The organism is Streptacidiphilus sp. PAMC 29251, assembly GCF_054208735.2.
In genome coordinates, this window is record NZ_CM135725.2 from 6243552 (window position 1) to 6270072 (window position 26521).

The 26521-nt window shown below is 67.7% G+C and carries 21 protein-coding genes and 6 pseudogenes; 16 read left to right on the top strand and 11 right to left on the bottom strand.

Annotated elements, in window-relative coordinates; translation table 11 throughout:
• Positions 1-60: 60 nt before the first annotated feature.
• Positions 61-1222 (bottom strand): annotated as a pseudogene (locus ACXKR8_RS29835) (acyltransferase family protein).
• A gap of 335 nt (positions 1223-1557) precedes the next feature.
• Between ACXKR8_RS29835 and ACXKR8_RS29840 the strand changes: the two are divergent.
• Together ACXKR8_RS29840 and ACXKR8_RS29845 are read left to right on the top strand one after the other, a co-directional pair.
• The gene (locus tag ACXKR8_RS29840; RefSeq protein WP_458267672.1) at positions 1558-2064 is read left to right on the top strand and encodes a hypothetical protein; all 507 of its coding nucleotides are present in this window, start codon (positions 1558-1560) and stop codon (positions 2062-2064) included.
• A gap of 559 nt (positions 2065-2623) precedes the next feature.
• Complete coding sequence (locus ACXKR8_RS29845; protein WP_458267673.1) at positions 2624-3496, top strand: SAM hydroxide adenosyltransferase; 873 nt, start codon at positions 2624-2626, stop codon at positions 3494-3496.
• A 173-nt stretch (positions 3497-3669) separates the two neighbouring features.
• On the opposite strand, the gene ACXKR8_RS29850 is transcribed toward ACXKR8_RS29845, so the two are convergent.
• On the bottom strand, positions 3670-3816 hold the full coding sequence (locus ACXKR8_RS29850; RefSeq protein WP_458267674.1) for a hypothetical protein: 147 nt from the start codon (positions 3814-3816) through the stop codon (positions 3670-3672).
• A 286-nt stretch (positions 3817-4102) separates the two neighbouring features.
• Between ACXKR8_RS29850 and ACXKR8_RS29855 the strand changes: the two genes are divergently transcribed.
• Positions 4103-5713 carry a M48 family metallopeptidase gene (locus ACXKR8_RS29855; protein WP_458267675.1) on the top strand — a complete coding sequence of 537 codons (1611 nt, stop codon included), beginning with the start codon at positions 4103-4105 and terminating at the stop codon, positions 5711-5713.
• 90 nt (positions 5714-5803) lie between these two features.
• Here ACXKR8_RS29855 and ACXKR8_RS29860 read toward each other — a convergent pair whose 3' ends face one another.
• The 5 genes and pseudogenes from ACXKR8_RS29860 to ACXKR8_RS29880 all read right to left on the bottom strand — a co-directional run.
• On the bottom strand, positions 5804-6934 hold the full coding sequence (locus ACXKR8_RS29860; protein WP_458267676.1) for an alpha/beta fold hydrolase: 1131 nt from the start codon (positions 6932-6934) through the stop codon (positions 5804-5806).
• A gap of 57 nt (positions 6935-6991) precedes the next feature.
• Positions 6992-7534 (bottom strand): hypothetical protein, encoded by a 543-nt coding sequence (locus tag ACXKR8_RS29865; protein ID WP_458267677.1) that lies wholly within the window; start codon positions 7532-7534, stop codon positions 6992-6994.
• Positions 7535-7607: 73 nt separating this feature from the next.
• A complete protein-coding gene (locus tag ACXKR8_RS29870; RefSeq protein WP_458267678.1) occupies positions 7608-8294 on the bottom strand; it encodes a response regulator in 687 nt (228 codons plus the stop codon).
• The gene (locus ACXKR8_RS29875; RefSeq protein ID WP_458267679.1) at positions 8291-9577 is read right to left on the bottom strand and encodes a sensor histidine kinase; all 1287 of its coding nucleotides are present in this window, start codon (positions 9575-9577) and stop codon (positions 8291-8293) included. The genes ACXKR8_RS29870 and ACXKR8_RS29875 overlap by 4 nt, the downstream gene beginning before the upstream one ends.
• A 69-nt stretch (positions 9578-9646) precedes the next feature.
• A pseudogene (locus tag ACXKR8_RS29880) lies at positions 9647-9925 on the bottom strand (alpha/beta fold hydrolase); the annotation flags it as partial.
• A gap of 302 nt (positions 9926-10227) precedes the next feature.
• Between ACXKR8_RS29880 and ACXKR8_RS29885 the strand changes: the two are divergent.
• From ACXKR8_RS29885 to ACXKR8_RS29900, 4 genes and pseudogenes are all read left to right on the top strand, one after another.
• The gene (locus ACXKR8_RS29885; protein ID WP_458267680.1) at positions 10228-10893 is read left to right on the top strand and encodes a YwqG family protein; all 666 of its coding nucleotides are present in this window, start codon (positions 10228-10230) and stop codon (positions 10891-10893) included.
• A 173-nt stretch (positions 10894-11066) separates the two neighbouring features.
• Positions 11067-11387: pseudogene (locus ACXKR8_RS29890) on the top strand (restriction endonuclease); the annotation flags it as partial.
• 45 nt (positions 11388-11432) lie between these two features.
• Positions 11433-12327: pseudogene (locus ACXKR8_RS29895) on the top strand (UDP-N-acetylglucosamine--N-acetylmuramyl-(pentapeptide) pyrophosphoryl-undecaprenol N-acetylglucosamine transferase); the annotation flags it as partial.
• Positions 12328-12419: 92 nt separating this feature from the next.
• The gene (locus tag ACXKR8_RS29900) at positions 12420-12671 is read left to right on the top strand and encodes a hypothetical protein (protein ID WP_458267681.1); all 252 of its coding nucleotides are present in this window, start codon (positions 12420-12422) and stop codon (positions 12669-12671) included.
• Positions 12672-12700: 29 nt separating this feature from the next.
• Here ACXKR8_RS29900 and ACXKR8_RS29905 read toward each other — a convergent pair.
• A pseudogene (locus tag ACXKR8_RS29905) lies at positions 12701-13753 on the bottom strand (SMI1/KNR4 family protein); the annotation flags it as partial.
• 78 nt (positions 13754-13831) lie between these two features.
• Between ACXKR8_RS29905 and ACXKR8_RS29910 the strand changes: the two are divergent.
• On the top strand, positions 13832-14230 hold the full coding sequence (locus tag ACXKR8_RS29910) for a transposase (RefSeq protein WP_458266979.1): 399 nt from the start codon (positions 13832-13834) through the stop codon (positions 14228-14230).
• Positions 14227-15261 (top strand): IS3 family transposase, encoded by a 1035-nt coding sequence (locus ACXKR8_RS29915; RefSeq protein WP_458274906.1) that lies wholly within the window; start codon positions 14227-14229, stop codon positions 15259-15261. The genes ACXKR8_RS29910 and ACXKR8_RS29915 overlap by 4 nt, the downstream gene beginning before the upstream one ends.
• Here the strand turns inward: ACXKR8_RS29915 and ACXKR8_RS29920 are convergent.
• Entirely contained in the window at positions 15241-15645 is a 405-nt protein-coding gene (locus ACXKR8_RS29920) for a hypothetical protein (RefSeq protein WP_458267682.1), read from the bottom strand. The two genes, ACXKR8_RS29915 and ACXKR8_RS29920, sit on opposite strands and share 21 nt — an antisense overlap.
• 678 nt (positions 15646-16323) lie before the next feature.
• Here ACXKR8_RS29920 and ACXKR8_RS29925 point away from each other — a divergent pair.
• Complete coding sequence (locus ACXKR8_RS29925) at positions 16324-17115, top strand: hypothetical protein (RefSeq protein ID WP_458267683.1); 792 nt, start codon at positions 16324-16326, stop codon at positions 17113-17115.
• Positions 17102-18274, top strand: coding sequence for a helix-turn-helix domain-containing protein (locus tag ACXKR8_RS29930; RefSeq protein WP_458267684.1), 1173 nt, complete (start codon positions 17102-17104; stop codon positions 18272-18274). The genes ACXKR8_RS29925 and ACXKR8_RS29930 overlap by 14 nt, the downstream gene beginning before the upstream one ends.
• An 81-nt stretch (positions 18275-18355) precedes the next feature.
• Here ACXKR8_RS29930 and ACXKR8_RS29935 read toward each other — a convergent pair whose 3' ends face one another.
• Positions 18356-20029: a hypothetical protein gene (locus ACXKR8_RS29935; protein WP_458267685.1), complete on the bottom strand. Its 1674-nt coding sequence runs from the start codon at positions 20027-20029 to the stop codon at positions 18356-18358.
• 401 nt (positions 20030-20430) lie between these two features.
• Between ACXKR8_RS29935 and ACXKR8_RS29940 the strand changes: the two genes are divergently transcribed.
• The 5 genes and pseudogenes from ACXKR8_RS29940 (at position 20431) to ACXKR8_RS29960 (ending at position 24933) form a co-directional block, all read left to right on the top strand.
• On the top strand, positions 20431-21831 hold the full coding sequence (locus ACXKR8_RS29940; RefSeq protein ID WP_458266600.1) for an IS1380 family transposase: 1401 nt from the start codon (positions 20431-20433) through the stop codon (positions 21829-21831).
• A gap of 254 nt (positions 21832-22085) precedes the next feature.
• On the top strand, positions 22086-22517 hold the full coding sequence (locus ACXKR8_RS29945; protein ID WP_458267686.1) for a hypothetical protein: 432 nt from the start codon (positions 22086-22088) through the stop codon (positions 22515-22517).
• 65 nt (positions 22518-22582) lie between these two features.
• Positions 22583-23650, top strand: a pseudogene (locus ACXKR8_RS29950) (IS630 family transposase).
• A gap of 214 nt (positions 23651-23864) precedes the next feature.
• Positions 23865-24653 carry a hypothetical protein gene (locus tag ACXKR8_RS29955; RefSeq protein ID WP_458267687.1) on the top strand — a complete coding sequence of 263 codons (789 nt, stop codon included), beginning with the start codon at positions 23865-23867 and terminating at the stop codon, positions 24651-24653.
• A gap of 13 nt (positions 24654-24666) precedes the next feature.
• Entirely contained in the window at positions 24667-24933 is a 267-nt protein-coding gene (locus tag ACXKR8_RS29960; RefSeq protein ID WP_458267688.1) for a hypothetical protein, read from the top strand.
• Positions 24934-25292: 359 nt separating this feature from the next.
• Here ACXKR8_RS29960 and ACXKR8_RS29965 read toward each other — a convergent pair whose 3' ends face one another.
• Positions 25293-26435, bottom strand: coding sequence for a hypothetical protein (locus tag ACXKR8_RS29965; RefSeq protein ID WP_462099913.1), 1143 nt, complete (start codon positions 26433-26435; stop codon positions 25293-25295).
• Positions 26436-26521: the final 86 nt, after the last annotated feature.

Consider the following 26521-nt stretch of genomic DNA (forward strand, 5'->3'; position numbering starts at 1 on the left):
TACCCGCCCGCTGAAATAATGATCATAATGTCGGCGATGGTCACTTGTTTTGGGTACGTTTTATTTCCTGCCCCTCGGGCGGCGTCGAGGGAACCCGGGCCACGGCGAGTCGTGATGCGAGGACTCACCGGCCGCTCCTGGTTGCCGGAAGGCCCAGGCCATCTCTGGTTCCATCACAAAGTGAAGTGCCTTGCGGAACGGCTTTGTGCAGAACACGGTGACCGCCGCGCAGGCGACCGCGGTCGCCAGGAGTTCACCGCCCGGACTGTGCAGCCAGTCCTGGGTGGAGAAGATATGTGTGTACACACTGGCCTTCAGGACGAACCCGTGCATCAGATAGCCGTAGAGGGTGGCCGCGCCCAGCGTGGTGAACCACATGGTCCGCCGCGGTACCAGGGCGTAGAAGCAGGCGGTGAGGGTCATGGAGCAGGCGAACAGGGCGAAGGTCATGACCGGACCGGCCCACCAGGACGCTCCGAGGGTCACCGCGGCGTCCTCGTGGTAGAGCCACGCGGCATCGGCATGGGGCGCGATCAGATAGGCGCAGGCGAACGCGATCACGAAGGCCGGGGCCGCCATCAGCCGCGCGCCGTGCCGCCGGACCCGGTCGAAGTGCTCCGGCCGGATCAGCAGTCCGACCACGAAGTACGGCAGGAACTGGAGCACCCGCTGCATGCCGAGGGCGCCGGTGATCTGAGGTGACGTGGTGGCAAGCGCGGCGATCACCAGGGCGATCGGCAGCGGCCAGCGGACGAGCTTCCAGATCGGCGAGGTGATCCGCCAGATGAACAGGGCGATCAGGAACCACGTCAGGTAGTACGGATCGATCAGGCTGATCGGGTGCCCGTCGTGGCCGGCCCAGCGCTGCAGCAGGCTGTAGGCCGTCTCGAAGACGATGTAGGGCAGCACCACGGCCGGTCAGCAGTCGCTTGATCTGCTCCGGCTTTCCGGTGAAGCCACGGGAGAAGTACCCCGAGATGATGATGAAGGCCGGCATGTGGAAGGCGTACACCACCAGGTAGGCGGCCTTCACGGCCCGACTGCCGCCCATCAGCGGCTCCCAGGAGTGGGCCGCCGCGACCAGCACGATGGCCAGGTACCTCGCGTTGTCGAAGAAGGGGTCCCGCTGTTTCGGTCTCGCCTCCGGGGCTGCCCCTGACGTCGCGTCCGCCGCGGCGGACATCGGAACGACCGAGAGGGAGGGGCGGGGAGTCGGGAACATGGGAGGGAGTGTGCCTGCCGGGTTGTGGTCTACAACTTTAAGAGAACTCAAAACCGTCTGAGAAACCGGAACGCGGGCACTCGGTCAGCCCCCGCGGCAGCCGGTCGCCCTATGCGGCCTGCCAGTTGGGGTCCTGTGTTGGTAGCCGGCGTTCTCCATCGGCCGGGAGGAGAAAGTGGAGAATCTCATCCGATAGTTCATATTTTGCAAAAAATAATCTACATCTTGTTACTTCCTGTCGAAGATGCTTAAGTGATGCCCGTCACAGAAGTACCGTCGGCCCCCGGCGCCGGGAAGCCCCCGTTTCGCGTATCCCAGAGAGAGCGAGTGGTGACTTGAGGCACAACAGAGTCCTCCGTGCGATCGTGCTGACCCTCTCCGCGCTGGCCCTGACCGTGGGCAGCGCGGTCAGTACGGCGGGAGCGGCCCAGGCCGCGGTCCGCCCCGCGTCCTGCTCGACCATCAACATCGGCAGCCCGGGCAACTTCAAGCTCTACGGGATGTACGCCGGCCAGGTGGAGCAGCAGTACAACTCGTGCAACGGCAACGCCCAGGCGCACTGGCAGTGGTCCACGGCGTTCCGGAACACCTATCCGACGGCCCAGGTGACGGTGAGCCTCGAATCCAGCAACGGGCTGGTCGACAAGCCCCTGACCTGGTCGACCGCCGGTCCTGACGCGTACTCACTGGCGTCGGACATCCACGCCGCCAGCCCGGACACCTGGTTCGTGTGGGCGAGCGTCAGCGTCAACGGCTACTCCTGCGGCCTCGTCGCCCTTGGAGACCAGCACATCTACGCCACCGGCGGCACCACCGGCTCCACCCGCTACGGCGGCTGCTAGCAACAACCGCCCTGTGGCGCAGGGACCCTCCAGGTCAGGACCGACTGTCCCGCACCGACATCCGTCGGCGCGGGACAGCGCGCCTGCCGGGGCGACCAATCCTCTTGCCCCGCGCCGCCGTTGCAGCCTGTCGGTGGCCCCGGGCGCCGGGCGCAGACAGTCGTATCGGCCGCTACCCCGGTCCGTTGTGTTTGTGGGTGCACCACCAGTTCCTGGGCGAGGACCTCGATATTGGTGGGGCCGACCAGGCGTGTCCGCAGACCCGCAGGTCAGAGGTGCATCAGGCAGTAGGGCTGGCGCCCTGCGTCGCCGCCCCTAGGGCGGTCTGCGCCCCGTTCCCTCTCTCCGCAGCGCATTTGCAGGAACACCCAGGAGCGGTGTTAGGCTCCGCTTCATGCAGCACACCGCCACCCTCGCCATGATGCGAATGATGCCCCCGCCCCCGGAGGTGCTTCGCTAGCGAAGCCGTGTGCGCTCGACGCGACGGACCCTCCGGATGGAGGGTCCTTTTTTGTTGCCCAAAACAGCTTCTCAGATCTTCAGAGGACAGGAACGCACCATGACCCACCGACCGGTCATCTCCCTCACCGACTGCGTCGACCCCGATGCCCTGGCTCGCCAGTCGGCCCGGATCGCCGCCCTGTTCGGCAGCACGCCGAGCATCCTGCCGCTGGCCGGGGACGACCCGGAGGGCGCCGCGGCACTCACCCTGCTGAGCACCCTGCGCGCCACCGAGCTGACCGGCGCCCCCACCCACCCCACCGTCATCCTGGTCAACATCGCCCCCAGGGACGGCCACTGGCCCAACGGCGTCCCGTTCTGCTGGTTCCAGCACGGCGGGCACCTCGTCGTCAGCACCTGGAACCCCCGCGTGCTGTCCCTCCTGGCCACCCACCTGGGTCTGGAGAAGGTACAGGTCACCGACGTCCGTGAGGTCCTTGAGGCTGCCGCGGGCCAGTGGGCCGACCTCAGCCCCGAGCAGGTCGACGAGATCGCCCGCACCCAGTTCCGCAGCCTCTGGTACGTCCCGCTGCTGGCCCGCTGGCTGGTGGACGGCCACCCCGTCCCCGCCCAGCCGCAGGCAGTCGCCCCGGCCGAGACGGCCGAGACGGCCGAGACGGCGGAAACGGCCACGACGGCCTCCGGCCCCCGGATCGCCGTCGTCGACAACTTCGGCAACTGCAAGCTGGACCACCTGGCCGACGCCGTCCCCGGTCACGCCTCTGGCACCGTCCAGGTCCACAGCCGCCGCGAGGGCCGCCTGGTCGAGGTCCCCTGCTACGACCGGCTGCCGGACGTCCCGCAGGGGCAGCCGGGCGTGACCACCGGCAGCTCCGGATTCGGCTTCGCCGAACTGGTGGTGCGCGGGGGTTCCGCAGCCGAGCTCTTCGGCCTGGCGCAGGGCGACTACCTGCAGCGTCTCACCAGCTGACATGTTGTCTCGGCGCTACCGAAAGGCAGCCGACGCAATCGACACGGCCCTCCACCGAACTGAATGCTCCGGCCGAGGTGGAGGATCCGGCGCTGGTTCGAGAGCGCCGTCGCCTACGCGGTTCTGGATCATCCACTCCCGGCCGGAGAGTCCGGCGAGTCCCATGGCCGTGCTCAGTACCTTCCGGGGCGGCGCGAACGCTGCGACTGGAGAAGGGAGACAAAACCGACGGCGCTCAGGAGGATGACGGTGAGTTGCCGGGCGGTGTCCTTCCAGAGCAGGTGGATCATCCAGTGGGCTATGTCATGGGGTGCGTTCACGCTGGTGACCGTAAGCTGCTGGTGACTTTGTTCTGGCTGGTGAGAAGCTGATCGACGCTGATTCGTCATCTGATTGGCGATCAGTTGGCGCGGTCCGTGGAACTCGCTCCGGAGGTCCCAGCCGCTACCGAATTGGCCATCAGGTGACCCTTACCGGGACAGAAGCACCCGCACGGCCTGACGGCCGAAGCCACGGGGCAGCTGACCTGCGTGGAAGGCTGGCGGTACGATCCGCGAACGCTGCTCGGCCGATCCGGGCCGGCCGAGTCCTGTGGGGGATACTGCGATGACGTTCAGACTGCGCGCCGTTCGCGCGCTGGTACTGCTGGCGGGCTTCTATCTGATGGGGCTGGTTCTGCTGGCGGCCATGGCGACGGTCGACTGGCTGCTGATGACGCCATCGTTCATCACAGCCGTGGCCTGGTTCATACCCATGATCCTGATTGGCACCGCACTAGCGGGGGTGGCGATCCTGCGGGGCATGTTCGCCTTTCTGCGCGCCGGGCGTCTGGGGCCCGCGTCGCACGCGGTCGCGGTGACGCCCGAGGAGCAGCCCGAGCTGTGGGATCAGGTGCGAGCCGCCGCCGAAGCGACCGGGGAGCGGCCGCCCGACGAGCTCTACCTGTTCGGCGAGGTCAACGCGGGGGTCTCCGAAAACAGCCGCCTGCTGGGGCTGCTGCCCGGACGGCGCCGCATGGTCCTGGGCCTGCCGTTGCTCGCCGGGTTGACCGTGCCGCGGCTGCGCGCCGTCCTGGCGCACGAGTTCGGGCACTACAGCAACCGTGACACCCGGCTCGGCGCGGTCACCATGCGCGGCCGGGCAGCGGTGCTCCACACGGTGGAGGCGTTCGGCAAGAGCGGCACCCGACTGTCCCACCTCATCGGCTCGCTGTACGTCGCCTACGCCCGGATGTTCCTGCGGACCTCGCAACCCGTGGCCCGCCAACAGGAACTGGCAGCCGACCAAGTGGCCGCTCGGCATGGAGGCCGTGACGCGATGGCGGCCGCGCTGCGCATCATTCCGGTCCTCAGTGCCGCGCACGATCACTATCTCGAAACCTACGCCGGGATGGGCAAGCCATTGGGAGCGCTGCCGCCTGTGGGCGAGGTGCACGCCGGGTTCCCGCGCCTGCTCGCCGCCCGGTCGGACGAGCGGCTCGCTGCGCTCTCCGCCGGGAAGCGTCCACGGCGTCCGCACGCATACGATTCGCACCCGCCGACTGCCGAACGAATCGCCCTGATCGAGAAGTTGCCGGCCGACGGCAGACCCGACGGGTCGGCTGACGGGACGACCGCGCTCGTTCTGCTGCGCGACCCGGAGCGGGTGTTCGCTGCGCTGGAGGCGCTCACGCTGCCGCAGGAGGTGGCGGGGCTGCCGCGTATGAGCTGGGACGAGCTCGTCATGGCCCGCGCGGTCTCCGACGCCGAGGGCTGGTCGCAGCCGCTGAGAGTCGCCGTGGCCCGGGCGCTGCGCTCCGAGGCCCGAGCCGCGGACGGCACGGCGACCGGACGCCGAGGTGCCAGGGACGAGAGAGTGGCGAACGACGAGTTGCCCGGTCTGGAGGAGGTGCTCGACGCGATCGACCGCGATCTGCTGTGGAGGGACGTCGCCCACCGTATCCCCAAGCCGGACAAGGAGTCGCGACTGACCGGGTCGCTGGCCCGCGACTACATGCGGCCCAAGGTCTTCGACGGGATCGCGGGCATGGTCCACCTGCATCTCGCCGAGGCCGGACACGCCACCGCGGACATAGGCTGGTCCGGGAAGCCGGGACTCGCCCTGCCCGAAGCGTGGGAGAACGGCATGGACGACGCCATCGACGCGGCCGTCGCCGACACACCCGACACCGCCCCCCTGCGCGCTCTGCTCGCCGCCACCCACCGTGTGTCGGGCTGACCCCGCCGGGCTGACGGGTTCGTCGTCCGCCTGACGAAGGAGCCGAGCTGCGGACGCGAGCCGCGGCCGTCGCCGTCGGAAGCGGGTCTGTTATTCGACGCCTGACGCCTTGGTGAACCGAGTCACCAGGGAGACGAACCGGCCGGAGTCCTGGACGAGCATCGCGTGGCCGGCGTCAGGGAACAGGACCAGCTTGGCGTGCTTGGCCCGCTGAGTGATGATGCTCGCGTTTCCGGGCGGGGTGATCTCGTCGAGCGAGCCGTTGGTGATCAGCATCGGGATGGTGCTGTCGGGCAACTTGTCCCAGGTGCCCTCGAAGGACTCGTACGCCTGTCCGGCCTGGTATTGACGCAGCAGCGTCTCATTGCCGACCTTCTCCGGCGGGATCAGACCGAGCTGCTCGATGTACGCGGTCCGCGCGGCGGTGGCGTCGGCGGGGAAGAGCAGGTCCAGCATCTGCGGCCCCGTGGTCTTGGGGCTGTTGAGCTCCTCGGCCACGGCGGGCGGCGTGTTGATGGCCTGGCTGCCGCCGAGGTCACCGCCGGTGCTGACGAGCGCGCTGATCGCACCCGGGTGGAGCGCGGCGACGGTCAGGCCGATCTCGCCGCCCATCGACCAGCCGAGCAGCGCGGGGTGCTGCAGACCCAGCGCCTTGATCAGACCGACGGTGTCGTCGGCCATGAGCGGAATGGTGTCGGGGACCGAGGTGTCGTCGCTCGTGTAGCCGACACCGCGGTTGTCGAAGATGGTGACGTGGTAGTGCCGGCCGAGCCGGCTCAGCAGGTCGACCGTCCAGTCGCTCATGGTGCCGGTGTCGCCCATGACCATGATGAGGTCGGGGCCGGAGCCGAACTGGCGATAGCCGATCCTGATGCCGTCGACCGGGATCTGGCGCACCGGCCCGAGGAACGCGCCCGGCCCGCTCAGCGCGGAGTTCGCGACGACGGTCGACGCCGCCGTGGTGGACGCCGCTGTGGTGGACGCCGCCGTGGTAGCGGTCATCGCCGTGGCCTGCGTGCTCGGCTTGCTGCTCGAAGCACTGCTCGAAGCGCTGGCCACGTGGCCGCCGACGGGATGCAGCGGCGCGTTGGCGCCTCCGATCAAGGGCGGTGGCGGGAGACGGGCGGGCGAACAGGCGACCGCTCCGAGGGCCACCGTGGCCACGGCCACGGCCAGCCGAGGCAGGGTGCGGGCACGCGGCGTGCGGTGCGATGCGGACATGAGGAACCTCCGTGCTGATCATGTGCGGATGGGGTGTCGAGCAAGATGAGCTGGGGCTCAGACGTAGACGCCCGGGCGGTGGGCCGGCTTGTTCGCGTGGCGGTCGACCCGTGCCTGCAGCAGTTGGCCGCGGATGATGATCGTGCCCAGGCGGACGACGACCTCGCCGACCGCCATCAGGAGCAGGGCGACGACCCAGGCCTGGCCGCTGGTGATGTTGTGCGCGGCGGAGAAGCTGGTCACGTGCGCGGCGCCGGAGGGATGCGTGGACCACACCGCGAAGCCCAGCCGGAAGCCCATGCTGATGATCCAGAGTGCGGCCGCGCCGCGGGAGGCCTTGATCAGCACGTGCCCGCCGGCGTGCCGGACGCGGGTGAGCAGGCCGCCGGCGAGGCCGAAGACGACCCCGGTGGCCGCGAAGACCACGGCCAGCAGCACGTCGTTGCCGGCGGTCGGGATGTTGGTCAGGTAGTTGCTGGCGGCCCAGGCGATCATGCCGAGCGGGAGCAGGATGGTGCGGGTGGTCAGCCGCTCCTCGCGCATCTGGCGAAGAACGATGAGCAGGAGCGCGATGTCGATGAACCAGTCGGTCGTTGTCATGTCTAAGAGCATCCGCCGACGCGCCCCGAACTCCTTCAACCCAGGGGTGCAACCCGGGTTGAAGTCCGCGCCGCTACCACTCGGTGTTGTCGACCAGGCCGAAGCGCCAGGCCCAGGCGATCAGCGCGCCGCGATCCTCCAGCGCCAGCTTGGCCAGGACGTGGTTGAGGTGCGTTTTCACCGTCGCCTGGCTGACGACCATCTCGCGCGCCACCTGCCGGTTGTTCAGCCCCTTCGCCAGGAGCCGGACGACGTCGACCTCGCGCCTGGTCAGCCCCTCGGCCTCGGGAGGAAACGCCGCCGGCGAGGACACGGGCGCGGCGGCGGGCGCCTTGGGCTCCGTCACGACGAGCTGCACGAGCCGCCGCTGCACGGCCGGGTCGAGGACGGTCCGACCGGCCGCCACGTCCCGGACCGCGGCCAGCACCGCCTCGCCGGTTGCGTCCTTGGTCAGGTAGCCGAGTGCGCCGGCCCGCAGCGCAGGCATCACCGCGTCGTCGTCGGCGAACGTCGTCAGGATCAGCACCCGTGTCTCCATGCCCGCTGCCACTATCTCGGCCGTCACCTGCGCGCCGTCGAGCCCGGGCATCCGCAGGTCGACGAGGGCGACGTCGGGCCGCTCCGCCACGGCGAGCCGCACCGCCTCGTTCCCGTCGCCGGCCTGCCCGACCACCTCGATGTCCTCCGCCGAGGTCAGCAGCAGCACCACCCCGTCTCGTACCACCGCCTGGTCGTCCGCGACCAGCACCCTAATCGTCACGCGTCTGCCTTCCCGTCTGCCGTCATGCCGCCGGCGTCAGTGCCAGTTCCGGCGCCAGTTCCGGAGCCAGTGCCAGTGCCAGGTACGTTAGTGCCGCCTGCGATAGCGCCGCCCGCGTCCTCCACGACCGGCACACGGAGCGCGATCCGCCAGCCCGGTCCCTCGGGCGCAGGCCCGGTGGTCAACGAGCCGCCGACGGCCTCGATCCGCTCGGCCATGCCGCGCAGCCCTGTGCCGCTGCCCTGTACTCCCGACGGGCCGCGACCGGTCGGCAGCCCACGGTCCCGCACGACAGCGCGCAGCTCGGAGCCCTCCCACACCAGGTCCACGTCGATGGCACTACCGGTCGCGTACCGCGCCGCGTTCGTCATGGCCTCCTGCACCGCCCGGTACACCGCGTGCCCGGCCTCGGGTGTGAGCCGACCGGCCCGGCCGCTGACGCGCAGCCGCGCCTCGCCCGGAAAACCCCTGGTCAGGCCGCCGATATCGGCCACGCCCCGGAGCGGTGCGGAACGCAGCACACTCACCGCCGCGCGGGCCTCCTGTACTCCGTCGCGCGCGAGCTCGGCGGCGCGGTCCAGCGGCCCGGTCAGCGTCGCCGGAGCACCGTCACGCCGCGCGATCGCCCTGATCGCCTGCAGCTGCATGGACAGTCCGGCGAGGCTGTGCGCGAGCACGTCGTGCATCTCGTGGGCGATCCGCCTGCGCTCCTCGAGCGCCGCCGCCTCCTGCCGGGATGCGCGGGACGCCTCCACTTCGGCCAGCAGCGCGACCGCGCGGTCCCGCTCGGCCTGGAGCGCGGCGTGCTCGATCGAACGGTCGGCGAGCAGCCACATGCCGACGGCTGACAGCAGGCCGGCCACGCTGTCGAGGATCACCATGACCGCGACGCCGAAGCCGACCGCCAGCAGCGCGATGCAAGCGTTGCGCACCGGCCCGGCCGGGATGCACATCGGCAGCACGGCGGCGCCGGCCAGCACGGCAACCTCGCCGAGCCCGTTGGGCACGAGAGCCATGACGGCGAAGCCGGTCCCGATGGTCAGCGCGACGCCGAACCAGGTCAGCGGCGTCGGCAGGGCCCGGCCACTGAGCACCATGCCCAGCTCCGCGCCGAGCCCGAGCACGGCGACGACGACCTTCAGCGCCGCCCCGTCAGCCGCGATCACCGAGACCACCATGCAGGCAATCAGCGCGCCCGCGCCGATCACGTCACCACGCTCGAAGATCCGGCGGCGGCCGGGATCGGCCGCGGACCGGATCACGTCGGGCCACCTACGCACCATTCCCGCGCTCCGTTCGCCATCGGTCGGCTCCCGCCGTCCGCGCACTGCGAGTCTCACACGTCACTGCGGCTACGTTGAGCACGGCTGACGCGGCGCACTCACGGCCGGCGGCGCAAGCGCGGACAGAGGGGCTCCTGAGTCCGCGCGAGGCTTGACGCTTGGCAGCGGCGCGGCGAGGAACGGTTCCAGAATGCTGAGCAGCCTCTCGGGGCGGTGCAGCGGGATGATGTGGCCGCAGTCGTCGATGATGTGGCCGACGAGATGATCGGCGAGCGGCCGCAGTTGCTGTTCGAGGGCGCTGCCCACAGGGTGGGCCCCGATGGCCATGGTGGGTACGGTCAACCGGCCCGGTGTCAGGGGTGGGTCCTATGGTGTCGTCCGTGATCGCACGAGTCGAGTTGCAGGAGGTCACCGTGGCCCGCACTACACCGCCCAAGCCCGTGGATGTGGAGGTGCTCTTCCCGGAACTGGCGCCGCTCCGCCTAACTGCCATACGCCTGCACCCGCGCCAGGGCCGTCCTGGGGTTGAGCAGAGCTCGGTGGGAGGGTCGCTGCGTTGGCCGGCGGAGGAGCCCTGGCCCATCTGCCCGAGCAGTAGCCATCACTCGTGGGGGGAAGCTGATATAGGGGTTCCCATCCCCCTCGTCAGCGTGGCGCAGATCTACCAGCGGGACGTACCTGAGCTTGCCTTTCCGGAGGGTACGGACCTGCTCCAGGTGCTGTGGTGCCCCTTCATCGTCTACGGCTGCAGCGCGCCGACCCCGCAGGTCCACTGGCGTCGGGCGGACTCAGTCGGTCCGGTTCTCGAGTCCTTGCCTCCGATGCCAGTGAGCAGTAGGCCGACCGAGAAGGCCACGCCGAACCCGTGCGTGATTCACCCGGAGCCGGTAACCGAGTACCCGAGCTGCGATGTGCCGGAGGATATGTTCGAGTCGTTGCGGGGACGCTTCAAGGAACTTGAGGCCACGACTGGTTGGAAGTACCACTACCACCTCGCTGGCGCGCCGGGGATCAAACTCGGCGGGTACCCGAGCTGGACACAGGAGCCGGACTGGCCGGAATGCGGGAACTGCGGACAGACGATGCAGCACCTGCTCACCATGAGCAGTTGGGAGTATGACGGAGAATCCTGGCGCACCTGGCTGCCCGTCGAGGACCGTGGCGGCGCCACGGGACGAGAGAGGACGGTCCCCCGCGAGGGCCAAGCAGTGTGCGAGGCCGCAGGCATCATGATCGGCGATGCCGGTGGCGTCTACATCTTCCAATGCCTCAAATGCCCTGATCGGCCAGTCGGCCACCATTGGGACTGCTCATAACCGAGCCCGGAAGGGACATTCGCAATGTGGACCGACAGCAGGCAACTGAGGCAGCCAGGTCTCGGAGGCAACCGCAGCCCACATATTCGCGGGCTGTCCGTGGCGGCGGCTAGCCTTGATCCCTGGCGATCACGGACAATGTCGAGACGGCGTAAGCCGCTTCGGAGCTGATGATGAAGAAGTCTGTTGAGTTCGAACAGCTGGTGGCGAAGATCCTCTCGGAGCTTGAACCCAGTGCTCAGGTGACGTGGAGCGACCAAATTGTAGGGCAGCTGTCTGGGCGAAAGCGTCAGATCGACGTATCAGTACGGCGTTCGGATTCAGATTTCCTTGGAATCCTGGATGCCAAGGATCATGGGCGCCCTGCCAGCATTGACGGAATTGATGCGTTGGCTGGCGTCATGAGAGACGTCAAGGCAAACTATGGCGCGCTTGTCTGTAGTAGCGGATTTGCTAAATCGATCCATGAGTATGCGCGGAACTGTCATATATCGCTGTTTAATATGCATGACGCGGGGTCGATGAACTGGTCACTTGAGCGCGTGGCCACGAGTGAGGGCATTCCCTTCACCCCGGTGGCCGCGGGCAAGATTCGCCGCTCCAGCAACCCGCTGAGGATGCTGCGGTGGCCAACGCGAAGGACATGGGCCGGGTGCCCCTGGGCGCCGCACAGGCGCGTTCGATCGTCTCCCGCATCCACCCGGACGTGGTGCTGGGCACCGGTGGATACGTCGCTGTCCCGATCGGGCTGGCAGCGAAGGTGTGCCGGGTGCCGTTGGTGATCCATGAGCAGACGGTGCGGCTGGGCCTGGTGAGCAGGGAGCTGGCGCGCGTTGCAGCGCGGGTGGCAGCCTCCTCGGAGGCTTCGCTGCCGTTGCTGCCCGACTCGGCTCGGCGTGCCGCCGTGGTGACTGGCAATCCGGTGCGCGCGCAAGTGCTCGCAGGCAGCGCGGACAAGGCCGTCATGGCTCTTGGCCTGGACGGGTTCGACCGGCGGCTGCCGACCGTCTACGTTACCGGGGGCGCCCAGGGGGCCCGGCAGATCGACCAGGCCGTCGCCGCCGTCCTGCCGTGGCTGCTGGAGCGGGCCAACGTGATCCACCAGTGCGGGCCGGCCGCCGTCGAGGAGCTGGCGGCCCGCGCCGCCGCGCTCCCCGCCCAGCTGATGAGCCGCTACTTCCTGACCGGATTCGTCGGACCTGAGTTGCCCTACGTGCTCTCCCTGGCCGACGTGGTGGTCTCGCGCAGCGGCGCGGGCACCATCGCGGAGATCACCGCTCTGGGCAAGGCGTCGGTGCTGGTTCCACTGGCCACCTCGGCCGGCAACGAGCAGGCCCACAACGCCGCCCACCTGCAGCAGGCCGGGGCCGCTGTGGCACTCCTCGGCGAGGTGACCCCGAGACGCTGCGGGAGGCGGTCGCCCCGCTGCTGTCGGTCGTGGCCGAGGGCCGCTCGTAGCAGGGCTGGGACGGTCACTCGTCGGCTCCGCCGCCTCCGACCTGGTCTACCTCACCGGCTGGATGGCCATGTACGAGAAGGCCCACGGCCTGGTTCAGCAGTACTACGTCCAAGCCATCAAACTGGTCGAGGCTGCCTGTGGCACGTGGCAGACCTTCCTCGACGACTACGCCTTCGTCTCCTCGGTCCGCGGTGATGACCACTTCCAGACCATGCGCACCAGCCTGCGGCCGTACCGGCAGAACCGCGCCGTCCGCGACCTTGACGAGCGCGTCCGCACCGTCGCCCAGCAAAGGGTGCCGCCGAAGTCGGGCCAGTGAAACAGCCGAGGGTCGGTGGACGGTGTCGATCACTGCGGCTGCGGCAGGGGCCCCAAGTCGCCATCGACCACCGTCTCGGTGATCAGGGGGCGGTCCCACAGAGCGAGGATTTCATTCGCCAGAGCTACGATCGGGCGTGGATCCCGGTTGCTGAAAACGCTGATGGAGGCTGCCGACAGGCTGCGCGGGACTGCACCGGCATCGAGCAGGACGCGCCAGTCCTCTGGTGTGAGTTCGAGGAATTCCAGCCCGGTCAGCCTGGCGATCTCCAGCGGGTCCGCGAGCGTGCCGGGATAGGCGAAAAGGCTACGCAGGCGGGGCAGCCCGATGACCGGAGCCAGACTGAGCGGTTCACGGTCCCACACGCCGAGGCTCAGGACCTCCAGGTCGGGGTGGGCCGCGGCTTCGATGCTCGTGAGGCTCTGGTGGTGCACCGTCGCGGCGAACGGCAGGTGGTCCCAGCCCCGGCCGGAGTACCAGTTCCGGTCCGGACTGAGCACCAGATCGGTGAGGGACTCGGCGAAGAGGTTGGCGCCGATACTCTGCTCGTGGTCGAGCACGATGATCTGCCCGGTGTGGCCTCGCGGACCCGGCGTCAGGTCGACCGCGACCTGGTCCCCGCCGCCGGTGCTGCCGATGACGATCCATCCCGGCGAGCCGGCCAGGTCCTGCACAGCCGCGTCAGGCGAGGTGACAGCCACCTCCCGCGCTCCGTGCTCCCAACGGAAGTGACGGCTCGAAACGTTGGCGATGGACAGGCCATCCAGGGAGCACAGCTCGAAGCCCACGGCCTCGAAGACGCGCTTCGCCGTCTCGTAGTCACCGTCACCCCAGCCCTCCCATCTCGCGCGGGTGACCCGGTAGAGCACCTTGATCTCCTCGGGAAGCGCTACGCCCAGCCGGGCCTCCGCTGCGGCGATCTCCTCCTCGGTGGCGCCGATGGCGTCGGATATCCGCTCCCGAAGGGTGCGTTCCAGCAGCGCAAGGTCCACGGACGGCGCCGGCTGCGCGCCAGGCACGGGCTCGGGAAGGCGGCGCCAGGGCTCGGGCACGGCGTCCTCGACCAGGATCAGTGCGCCTGGGTCCCTCTCTGACAGTCTCGACTGAGACGTCCGGTTCGTCCGGGTTAGTCTGGATGGGCGAGACAGGAGATTCCCGGCATGGCTTCCAATACCACCACCTCACGCACAGCCCCCGAGCCCGACCCGGCCCCGCGGCCGAAGCGGCGCACGTTCACGGCGGAATACAAGCTGCGGATCGTCGCTGAGTACGATGCCGCCCCCAGCGGGGAGAAGGGCGCGGTCCTGCGCCGCGAGCGGTTGTACCACTCGCACATCATCGAGTGGCGGGCCGCGCGAGACGCCGGAGCGATGGCCACGCTCGCCGACCGGCGGACCTCGCCCGCACGCCCCAAGAGGCCCGCCGAAGCAGCCGAGGCCGAGCGGCTGCGCAAGAGGCTGGCCGTCGTGGAACGGGAGCTGGCGCAGAAGGACGCCGCCCTGGAGCTGCTGGGAAAAGCTTCCGCACTCTTGGAACTGCTCTCCAAGAGTGCGGGCTGAAAGCCGAGGCCGAGCAGGTCGCCGACGAGCTCTTCCAGTCGCTGGAGCGGGAGTTGAACACCACTGCGGCCTGCCGGCTGACCGGTCGCTCACGGGCCACGCACTACCGTCGGCTCAACCCGCCCCCGCCGCGCGAGCGCGCTCCGCGCCCCTCGCCGCCCTCAGCTCTGGCTCCGGCGGAGCGCGCGCGGATCCTGGCACTGATGAACAGCCCGGCCTATGCCGAACTGGCACCTGCCCAGATCTGGGCGCGCGAACTGGACGAGGGCCGCTACTACTGCTCAGTGCGCACGATGTACCGGATCCTGGAGGCCCAGGGCCAGACCGGCGAGCGCCGCCGCCAGGCCACCCACGCCGCCAAGTCCATCCCCGAACTCGTGGCCACCGCCCCCTCGCAGGTCTTCAGTTGGGACATCACCAAACTGGCCGGACCAGACAAGGGCATCTGGTACCACGCCTACGTCATCATCGACATCTTCAGCCGCTACGTCGTCGGCTACACCGTGGAGATGGCCGAATCGGCCGAGCGCGCCGAGGAGTTGATCAGCGAGACCGTCGAACGCAACGGCATCGCCCCCGAGCACCTGCACGCGGACCGCGGCACCTCGATGACCAGCAAGAAAGTCTCGCAGTTGCTCATCGATCTGGGCGTGACGCGCTCGCACTCGCGCCCCAAGGTCTCGAATGACAACCCGTACAGCGAAAGCCAGTTCAAAACCACGAAGTACATGGCCGACTACCCGGCGCGGTTCGACTCCCTGAACCACGCACGCGAGTGGTTCGACTCATTCATTGCCTATTACAACCATGAGCATCGCCATTCGGGCATCGGGCTGCACACGCCTGCGTCCGTGCACTTCGGCACCGCCGGCCAAGTCCAGGACCAGCGCGCCGTCACGCTCAACGAGGCATACGCCCGCCACCCCGAACGCTTCGCCCGCCGCCCCCGCCCGCCCAAGATCCCCGATCAGGCGTGGATCAACGACCCCGCCAAACGCAGAGAACCCGAATCAGCACAACAGAGCGCATAACCGTACGAACGTCTCATTTGACTTGACACGTTCCGGGTGGGCGTTGCCGATGCCGGGATATGCGGCGGGACTGGGATTGAACAGGTGAAGCACGGTCTTCCCGCTGGGAGGGATCTCCGCGGTGAAGGCGATGTGGGCGTCTGCGGACTTGGGGAGCGGGAGCGCGTTCTGCACGCGCTCGATCGCGTCGAACTCCTCCTGCCTGTCCGAGACCAGCATGGCGCGCCCGGGCTGCGGCCGCCGCCGCTGCAGGGGCACGCTCCACGAGCTCTGGCCGATCCTTCCCGCCACGTGGCCGCCCTGCGCTGCGAGGGTCTCCGCGTGGGTGGTCCGCAGGAGGCGTAGCAGAGGCTCCCAGGTCGCAAAGTCGTGAAGCGAGGACAACAGCGGCCTCCGTCGGTGCAGTGATCGTGACGGTGGCGATTATGGCCTCCGCCACCGACAGTCTCGAGAAGGGACCGGGCCAGGCCGAGGGAGAAGGCTCCGTCATCTGCACGCACAGTGCACCGGCGACCTGAGCAGCCCTCCCCGGACGGCCTGCCGGGCGACCCGCTGACGATCATCGCCCGGCAGAGAACCCGCAGCTCAGGGCCACATCAGGCAGTACAGCTGGTGTCCCGCGTCATGCAGCCGGTTGGCGAAGTCCTGCCATTTGTGGAGCTATTTGCGCGGGCACTGTGCTGACCTGCGACGATGCGGTGAAAGTGCCGCTGATCAGCGAAAACGACCTTTCATGGTCTTCGCTGTTCGGCGGCACTTTTCACGCCCATGTGCCCTGAAAGTGCCCTGGGCCCTGGGGTGCTGCTGCTCGGCGGAGCGGCTGGCTCTTTGGTCTGCAGGCCTCAGTGGGCGGGGCTGAACTTCGACCGCTGGGGGAGATCGCCCAGCTATTACACGGGACCCGGGCAGGTGCGTGCTGGGGCGCAGGGACTGGCAGCGAGAGGCGGAGTGCTTCCGGTCGACGTTGGCCGCTGAAGCAGAAGCGCAAGATTGATGTAGATAAATGAAGCACTGGGTGTAAGCTGCCCGAGACGGTGAAAGCTCTCACCCTAGGAGTGCTGCGTGAGTGGTTCCCTCCCTGCCTGGGCGCAGGACGACTTCGGCGAGCATGCGGCCGAGGTCCGAGACGCGGTGCTGGCAGCGCTGCGGATCACTGGCAAGACGATGCTGGAAGTGAAGGCAGTCGCCAACTCGCGGCGGAACTTCGCGCCAGCCGGTGCACGGATGACGAACCAGTTCGAGAGGCTCGCGCAGTATCTAGAGGCGTTGGATCTTCCAGAAACGGAGCTCATCAAGACTGGTACGTGGTACGAGCTGATTCTGGTCATGAATCGGCTGTTCTATCCGGTCTGGATCGAAGGGGTGGATCGGGAGCCGGGCGACCAGTGGCCGAAGAAGTCGTTGTCTGGCGTGGTGAGAGAGCTGTTCGCCGTTACAGACTCCGGTCGGCCGCGCTGGGTCGAGGACCCGCTCCTGGGACTGGATGTTCCAGAGCTTGTTGTGCGTCATTCCTTGGCTGAGTTGGCGGCCCGAGATCCCCGACCGCGTCTTGTACTCGTCATGTACGAGACCGACCACAGTGGCCTCCACCGAGCGTGGTGGGGACAGGCGGAACTCGTGGATGGGAGCGGTGCTCTGCGATGGCTCGCCGAGCCTGAGCTGCTGTCTTCGGATGGCACGGCTACGCTGGCCTCCGTTCCCCAGCAGCGAGACGAAGATCGTTTTGATGCCGGGGCCCCGCCCGAGGTGCTGATGGCCGAGCGAAGCGCTCACGAGCGCGGTCGGGGCATCTCCCCTCAGACCGAGAAGCCCGAGCCAACGGAAGACGACGCGACCGCAAGTGAAGAGGACTGAGCAGCCCACCATCCCCAACCTTGGCCCCGTCGACGACGTATCGCCGAGGGCAGTCTGGGATGCCTTCCATCCACCCAGGCTTACTCAGGCCCGTCATTTGGCAGGCATGACCAAGAAGGAAGTCGCTACTCGGATCGGTGTCTCTCCCGCAGCTGTGGGTCAGTACGAGACGGGGAGCAGCAAGCCCCGTCGGGAGCTGTTGCCCCGCCTCGCCGATGTGTTGGATGTGCCGGTTGAGTTCTTCTTGGCTGGGCGTCCAATGGGCAAACTCGACACCTCCATGGCCCACTTCCGGGCCTTGCGTTCGACAAGCGGTGCACAGCGGGACCGTGCCCTTGGCTTCGCAGCGCAGGTCTGGGAACTGACCCACGCTCTGGAAAAGCGCATTCAGCTACCCTGGGTCGACCTCCCAGGATTTGCTGGTGGCGAGGTCCATCCGGGTGTGGACCTGCCAGCGGAACCGGTCGCGGCTGCACGTGAACTGCGTCGACATTGGGGTCTTGGGAAGGGGCCCGTCCGTCACCTCGTGCGTCAGATGGAGGCCCACGGAATCGTTGTAGTCGCGCCGTCGGTCGCGGATGCGAGCGCTGCCAAAGTGGATGCTTTCGCTAGCGCCGGACTGCCCCGACCTCTTGTGATTCTGACACCTAACCGTGTTGACGATGTGTACCGTCATCGCTTCAGCGCCGCACACGAACTCGGTCACCTGGTGCTGCACTCGGCCTCAACTGGAGATGCTGCGCAGGAACATGAGGCAAACGCGTTTGCTGCGGCCTTCCTCACCCCCCCGGAGTACATCAAGCCGCTTCTTCCGAGCCGGATGAATCTCGCCCACCTTGCTGACTTGTCTCGTACATGGGGTGTCTCGGTCAAATCTCTCATCTACCGTTGCCGTGAGCTCGGCCTGACCTCGGAGGCCAGCGCGAGCCGGGCATACCAACGGCTTGCGGCGCTTTCCAAGCAGCCAGGCTTCGCTCCTGAACCTGTCGCTGGTTTCCCTGGTGAGCAGCCTGTGATGCTGAGTCAAGCGTTCGATCTTGCTCGTCGAGAGTCGGGCCTTACCGTCCACGAATTGGCGAGAGAGCTGGCCTGGAAGCCTGAGAGGGTGCGTGACCTGCTGGGAGTGGCTGACACACGTCCTGTTCTACGCCTCGTGTGACAGTCTTCCTTGCCGGTCAGAGCCTCGCTAGCAGCCCTGGCTGATCCAATTGGATGGTCGCGCGGGCGAGCATCGAGGCACTCAACGGGGATCGATGTAGCCGGGCAGGCCGAGTGGGGTGGGTATCAGGGGCTGATCGTCGGGGCCGCTGGCGAGGTAGACACGGAAGTGTTCGCCGTCCTGGGGACGGAAGACGACTTCGATGCCGGCTCCGCGGCCGTCCTTAAGAGCGGCGATGGCTTCCAAGTCATTGTCGGCGGTGACGCGCGTGTGGAAGAGATTGACGGGGCCAATGTCCAAGGTGTGGCCGCCGATAGTGATCTCGAATCCGGGGGTAGCGATCCGCAGGCATTGAGGTTGGCCGTTCAGAAGGGTGTGCAGGGCTGGGCTCTCGCTGCCACTGAGGGTGACGGTGATGGTGCCAGCGTCGGGGGATGCCAGGCAGCGGCCTTCAACGAGCAGTCGGGCAACGCGTAGGTCGATGCGTTCCTCGCCGGTGTAGGTCAGAGGGGCGGGGAAGTAGGTCTCGCAGTGGCGCTGGACGACGTCGAGATCGGAAAGGTAGAGCAGGAGGTTAGCGAGGGTGGATTCGACGTCGGTGTCGGCAGTGGCGGGCAGGGTTCCAGTGCCGGCCTGTGCGCCGTTGACGGTCAGCTGCAGTGGTCCCCCGCGGAGGAGGCGTTGCTGAAGACGAAGGATCTTCATCGCCTCAGCTGGTTCCTTGCCGTCCAGGTCGTAGGTGTACCGCAGCGTGGCGGTCAGCTGGCTACTGAAAGGGAGGAGGACCTGTAGGCGGGTGCCGTGGATGTCGGCGTCGATAGAGGCGCCCAGGCCGCCTTTGCCGACGGTGACCAGTTGTCCGACGTAGCGGGCAGCGGGTGAGTCATCAGTGCCGAGGAAGGCCAATGCGACAGGGGTGCCAACGTGGGCGGTGGAGGGTTCGGGTTTCCAGGTCACGCGGACGTCGGTGACGGTCTTCGCGAGCGATGGAGGGCCGTCAACCGTCAGGCTTTCTACGGCTTCGGGGGGTAGGTCCACTTCCTCGGCAATTCCATACCCCAGGGCGCGGTCGAGTGCAGCGGTGAGTTGCGGTGTCATGGCTTCGGGACGGCCGATCACGTGGATCCGGACGGGGCTGGTCTCGTGCGCGAGCGAGTGCTTGCCGCGAAGGGTCCGGATGACGGTATTGCCTTGACGCTGGAAATCCCAGGTCCAGTCGGAATCCACGTTGTCCGCCCGGTTTCCCAGTGCGCGTACGCGCTGGTCCAGGTCCTCGTCATCTATGAGGAGGACCTCCTCGCGCTGGAAGTCCCGAGCAGCCTCGCGTGCCTGGTCGCGGGTAAAGAAGGCATCCAGGTCCGCATGCGCGGCGAAGCCGCTGTCGAGGGCTGTGCGGTCCATGACCGAGACCTTGACCGGTAGACCGACGGAGAGCTTATCGACGAATGCCCGGTCCGAAGGGCTGAGCGTGCATGGCACGACCAGAGTCCATTCCACCGGCTGGTGGCGCATGGCCTTGTGGAACGACTTCTTGATTGCCGTACGGCGGCCTCGGTAGGAGCCAGGGAAGCCGTCGGGGTGGTACTTCAGCTGGAAGATCCGCAGTCCGGCATCGGTGATTACGCTGACATCGATGCCCCCGTCGCCACCGCGTCCGTCCACCGTGATCGTTTTACCATTGAACAACCGGTAGAGGAGCGCCTCGACGTGCCGGTCGAAGGCAGGCTGCCCGATGTGGTTCCACTCGATCGCCATGCTCAGCAACCTCCCGTTTCTATCCCGCATCCTGGTATACCGCGTCGAGGCCGGACGTCGTGGTGCCCTGGGTGATGGTGCTTCTTGAATTTTCCGAGATTCTCTTCAAGCCAGGGGTGGGGCGTTTCGGAAGACTCCCAACGATCGTCGGCCGGGCAGCGGGCCGACCCTTCGCCTGGCATGACGACGAGATGAACGACTCCGACCACCCCCTCCGTTGGTCTCCTGCCGAAGGGCTTCGTCACGCCGGCGACTTGGGTAGCGGTGATCGGCACCTGACCCCGAATCCACCGATGAATGACCTGTCCGAGGCCTGGACATAACGACGCGGATGCCCTCTGACCTGGGACGATGGGACTTCCTACAGAACCAAGTCGCCAGAACGAGAGAACATCCGCGAGATGCAATCCTGCCATGCCGCCACAGCGGTTTCCGCCGTCTTCGACGAGCCGAACCTGATCGCCGATGCCGGGCTGCTGTCGCTGGTCCGGCTGGCCGAGCGGGCCGGCCTGCGGCAACTGGCCGCGTCCGCGCTCCGCATCGAGGGCGCCGACAACAGCGGCGGAGCCAACCCGGCCGCCAAAGTGATGTCGCTGATCAGCGCGATGTGCGCGGGCGCGGACAGCATCGACGACGCGGCGCGGCTGCGGCACGGCGCGATGGACCGCGCCTTCACCTCGGTCCGCGCGCCCTCCACCCTGGGCACCTTCCTGCGCTCCTTCACCCACGGCCACAACCGCCAGCTCCACCGCGTTCACCGCGACTTCCTGGCCCGACTGGCCCGCAGCACCCCACTGCTGCCCGGCGCCGACACACTGATGTTCATCGACATCGACCCCACCCACCGCCGCGTGTACGGCCACGCCAAGCAGGGCGCGCAGGTCGGCCGCCTCAAGGGCCAGCGCACCCTGCACCCGATCCTGGCCACCCTGTCCACCCCGATCGCCCGGCCCGTGATCGGCGCGGTCCGCCTGCGCCGCGGCAAGGCCGCCGACGTCCGCGGAGCCGAGAGCTTCGTGAGCGAGGCCCTGGCCATAGCGAAGGAGACCGGCGGCACCGGGATCCGCCTGGTCCGCGCGGACAGCAAGTTCTACACCGCCGACGTGGTCGCCGCCTGCCGCCGGGCCGGCGCCCGATTCTCCCTGACCACCGGCATGAACCCCTCCATCGCGGGCGCGATCTCCCGCATCCCGCAGGAGTCCTGGACGGCGATCCGCTACCCGGACGCCTTCGTCGACCCCGACACCGGCGAGATGGTCTCCGACGCCGAGGTCGCCGAGATCCCCTACACCGCCTTCACCGGCCGAAGGAAGTCCGAGCACGTCACCGCCCGGCTGATCGTGCGCCGGGTCCGCCGATTGAACGCCGAAGTGGCCCAGGGTCAGGGCGAGTTGTTCACCGCCTGGCGTTACCACCCCGTCTTCACCGACAGCTCCTTCGCGGTGCTGCAGGCGGAACTGCACCACCGGCAGCACGCCGTGGTGGAGCAGGTGATCGCGGACGGGAAGTCCGGGCCTCTGGCCCACCTGCCGTCCGGGAACTTCCAGGCCAACGCCGCGTGGCTGACCCTGTGGGCGATGTCGCACAACCTGCTGCGGGCCGCCGGTGCGCTGACCTCGGTCTTCCACGCCAAGGCCACCACAGCGACCCTGCGCGCCCACCTGGTCCACGTCCCGGCCCGGCTCGCGCGCACCGCGCGCACCAAATTGACGGTGCATCTGCCCGAGCACTGGCCCTGGCGCGACGCCTTCACCGCCCTGTTCGAGGCCGTCCACTCCCCACCGCCGCGCCCGGCGGCCTGACCGCCACAAGATCCCGCACCGCGACGGCCCGACGGCCACCGGCGACAGCGCCACCAACCGCTCCCGACCCCGCACAACCCCTCGGACAGGCCGCGACCCGCGCACGGCGGCTACCGCACACCCTCAACCTGTTGCCCCCAGCGGCCGACCGTCCACGGGCAGGAGAGCAACCCCGAAATGATCAGCCGGTGGATTCGGGCTGACGGAGCCCCTGAGGTGCGGAGTCCTCCTGTGCTGGGGCAGGATGACAACTCATGGGATACACCTTCAGCGGCGAGCGCCAGATCCGTACCTTCATTTGCGACTGCTGCGGCACCGACGCGGACCGCACCTGGGCGTACCTCGATCACGAAGGCGAGCCGTTCGCGGTCTTCTTCGCCTCCTGCTACCACCACCAGAGCGGCCCGGAGATCTACTTCGATGTCATCCTGGGTACCTGGGGCACGAATGACCATAGCGACCACGTCACTTTCGGCGCCCGATACGGCGCGGTCGAAGGCCAGCGAGAGCCCGCCTGCTCCCTGGTGTCGGGCGCGGCCGTCGCGCCCGACAGCGCCATTTACGGCATCAAGCTGGACCGCACTGCGGCCCTGGCGCATCCGCGGCTGGCCGATTTCTGGCAGGTCGTCGACTTCCTCGTCGAATATGACCCAGTGGTGTCGAGGTTCATTGGAGCCCACTGCTGAGGTTGAAAGCGTGTTGGCCGGTTCCGGTGGCTGACGGTTCTTGATCCCTGCGGTACGCCGGTTGCATGAGGTACGCGCAGGGTGGCGGCCTGTCACCGAAGGGACAGGTGCAGCGGGAGCTGGTGCGGTTGGAGGCGGCGGAGCGGTTCGCTGCCGGGGAGTCGACGGCGGTGGTCGCGGCCGCGCTGCGGGTGGGTGAGCGGCAGGTGCGCAAGTGGCGTCAGGCCTGGCGCCAGGGCGGCGCGGACGCGTTGCGGTCGAGGGGTCCGCACTCGGTGGAGCGGCTGGGCTCGGATCAGTGGCTGGTGCTGGTGCGTGAATTGGAGCACGGTCCGATGGCGCACGGCTGGAGTGAGGACCGGTGCTGGACGCTGGGCCGGATCCGGCTGGTGATCGCGCGCCGGTTCCACGTCGGCTACACCGTGCAGGGCGTGTGGCACCTGCTGCGGCGTCACGGCTGGTCCGTGCAGGTGCCGGTACGTCGGGCGCTGGAGCGCGACGACGCGGCGGGCGAGGTCTGAAAGGCGGAGGTCTGGCCGCAGCCAAAAGGACGGCGGGCCCGTGACGCCTGGATCTGCTTCGCTGACGAGGCCGGCCAGGGCATGAGGCCGCCCAGGGGCCGGACCTGGGCACCACGCGGGCGCACCCCCGAGGTGCGGGTGGTGGTCGGCAGCCGGGGCCGGGTGACCATGGCCGGCGTGGTCTGCTTCAAGCCCGGCCACCGGCCCCGGTTCTTCTACAAGCTGCACGTCTACCGGGGCCGCAAGCGCGAGGGGAAGAGCTTCACCTGGCAGGACTACCGCGACTTCACCGCGATGACGCACACCCAGCTCGGCGGCCCGGTGGTCTGGTGCCGGGACAACCTCAGCACCCACCTGACCGACGGCCTGACCGAGTACGCCATCGAGCACCGCGAGTGGCTGGAGGTGTTCCAGTTCCCCTCCTACGCGCCGGACCTCAACCCGCAGGAAGGGATCTGGTCGCTGGTCAAGCGTGGCCTGGCGAACTTCGCCGCCGCCGACCTCAACCACCTCGTCCAGGTCGTCAAACGCAAGCTGAAGCAGATCCAGTACCGCCCCCACCTCATCGAGGGCTGCCTCACCGAGACCGGACTGATCATCGAACCCCGGTGACACCAGCGCAGGCCACCACACTTTCAACCTCAGTGATCTCGGATGTCCGTCAAAGCGGACCAACCTCAGACGAGACTGCCGATCTCTCGCAACTGACCTGGCTGGCGTGCGTCGTGGTCCACTCGGCCGGACACTGGGAACTGTGGGTACTCGACGGCAAGAAGGCATTCGCATTCGGCAGTGGACTAGCAAGTCAGGCCAGCCGACTGCCAACTTGGCCGTCGAGTTCGATCCCTATCACAGCGCCGACGAAGACCCCACATGTCTGCTGCTTACGCGGATTCACAGCGAGCGAGTAGAGCAGTTCCGCTCCGTCGATGGCATGAACATCGTCGCTGCGGCTCTCCTGGGCTTCGAAGCAGTGCTCGTGACGCTCCTCGAAACATCATCTCTGGCAGGGACATGGAAGAGCCTAACTTCTGTCGCGTTCGGCATGAGCATCGGGGCCTTGATCTTCTGCCTCTGGGATCGGGTTGCCTTCATGGCTTGGTACCCAGACTTCAGGAAAGCTCTGCTTGAGGCAGATGGAGCGTGGAACAAGACGCACGTACTCGCACGCCCGTTCATCTGCGCATTCGGCGCACTAAAGGGGGCGCTGCACTTCACGCATCGCGGGCTGCGGGCTCTATGGACGGCATTCGCCCGATGGCCGCCAAGCTCCTGGCGAGGGCGCGCCTTCCGACGACGGTTCCGCCACAGCACCGCCTGCCGCTTCGAACAAGGCTGGGATCAAACTAAGGCGCTGCTACGGCCCCGGAAGCTCAAGGCGTTCGAGCCCAGGGCACTGCAGCAGCTATTGGAGCTGTACGAGGATGAGGACAACTCCGGTGACTTGAAGTGGACACCTCATGATTGGCGGCGCGACCTGTTCGAGACGGAAGCTGACATCTACACCAAAAACAACAATCAGGCAATCAATCCAAAACGGCTTACAGTTGGATTGGGCGTCGGCCTCATGGCCGTGGCGCTGATCCTATTCCTCGCGGGATCCCTGTCCTCATAGTCTGGAGCAGCCCATGGCGCGCAAAGAGATACAGGCAGCGAAGCGCATCCGGCTGCAAGTTCTTCGGCGCACCAAGGAAAAGCACAAGATCGACAAGATCAAGATCGATCAGCCTAAGGCCCTTCCAAAAGTCATCCTTGTCACTACCGAGCCTGCGAAAGCAAGGGCACTGACGAGCGCGCGCCCCAGGCTCAGGCACTCCTTCGACCTAGACGAGCACCTTGCAGCCGCTCCGGGGGCCACCCTCATGCGAGACGTCGAGAGGCAATCGAAGGAGTAGCCAGCCTAGGAAACGCCCGCACCATTGGAGGGTCGGGACCCCCAGTGCTCGCCGCAGGAAGAAGCGGCACAGGCGGCATACCCGCATGGGCCTTCGGCGGGCCAAGGTACTCGCGCACGGCTCCGTTGTCGCCGGTGGCATCGGCGAGCTTCGCTGCCTGGTCGAACGCCCGCTTCTGGATGCGTTCGATTTCCGCTTGGACATCCTCGATGGGGAAGGCCGGCGTCCTGGAGCATCCGAGGGCACCGCTAACGGGTCGAGCAGGCCGAGGCCGGCTGTAGTCAGCCGCGAGTTCTCTGCCACCCGGTCCAGCAGGTGCAAGACACGCTGCCGAAACTCGGCCAGCTGCGGTGCGGTGTTCAGGGCGGCCATCCGACCGCCGTCAGATAGCTCCCACACCGTCCCGGTCTCCACCCGAACGGGGACCCGCCTGTCTGTGGCGTGCCCGTGGTCGCCGAAGCCGACGAGCTGTCCGTGTCGGTCGCTGCGAGTTCGTCCAGGGCCTGCAGCACCGTGCCGAGGGTGCTCTTGCCCCAGTGCCCGCCCCCGTCGGGGATCGTGTTGGTGATGTGCACCACCGGGATGAAGTCGCACATCAGGTCCAGCCGGTCAAGGGCTTCGCCGTCACCGCGCTGGCGGTACGCCGCCTTGTCCATCGGCAGGCTGTAGACGTCGTGGCTGCCTTTGAGGTCTTCGAGCATCCATTCCGCTTCAGTGAGGAAGCACGTCGTCGCGGACGGGGTGCCAGGGGCCCAGGGGTAGCCGCGCTGCACTGCACCGGTCACCGGGTCCTGGGTATCGCCGACGGTCAGTACCGGATCACCTTCGGCTCCGATGACGTCTTCGCGGATCGCGCGGCCGTCGCCGGTACGGGCCTTCTGCGTGGCCGCGCCAATCGGGCCCAGCCCGTAGGTGATCCGGCGAAGCCGAGCCTTGATCCTTCGCCGCAGCTCGGGCGGAAGCTCCCAGGCGAAGTGGACACGCGACGGGTACTCGGCGCTGTCCTGTTCCCCGTCATGCCACTCCGGAAAGTAGAACCCTCGGGTCGTAGGCCTCAGCAGCACTCGCTGCTTCTGCGGGCTCCACGCGAGGGTGTAGACGGCATCGCCGCTGCTTACGGCGCATCGTTCGGCCTGCTGGAGGCGCATCGGCAGGAGTTCGCTCTCGGCCCAGTCCCGCAGCCGCTTCTGTACGGAGGCGACCTCGGCAGCGCCGGTCGGCGCGTCGTCCTCGTCGGCGTGCTCGGCCCCCGGTACGACGATCTGCTGCTCGGAGCCGAGGAGGTAGCCCAATGTCGAGTCGATGATCTTGGCGGGGTCGCCAAGTTCGCGGCGCTCAAGCCCGTCCTCGTCGCCGCCGATCGCCGCGAGCTGGCCGGCCTGGTTGTTGTCGTAGGCGGCGAGCAGCTTGTAGGCGGCCAGACGCCGCATGTCCTCGTCGGGTACCCACCCACAGTCGAGCTCCGGGAAGGCCCGGCCGCCGGGGCGGCGCGGGTCTGACATCGCTGGCTTGTAGTTCAGCCACGACCACCTGTCGATGATCAATTGGCGCACGCCCACAGCCCCTCCAGGCAGTCCGCCCCGCGCCG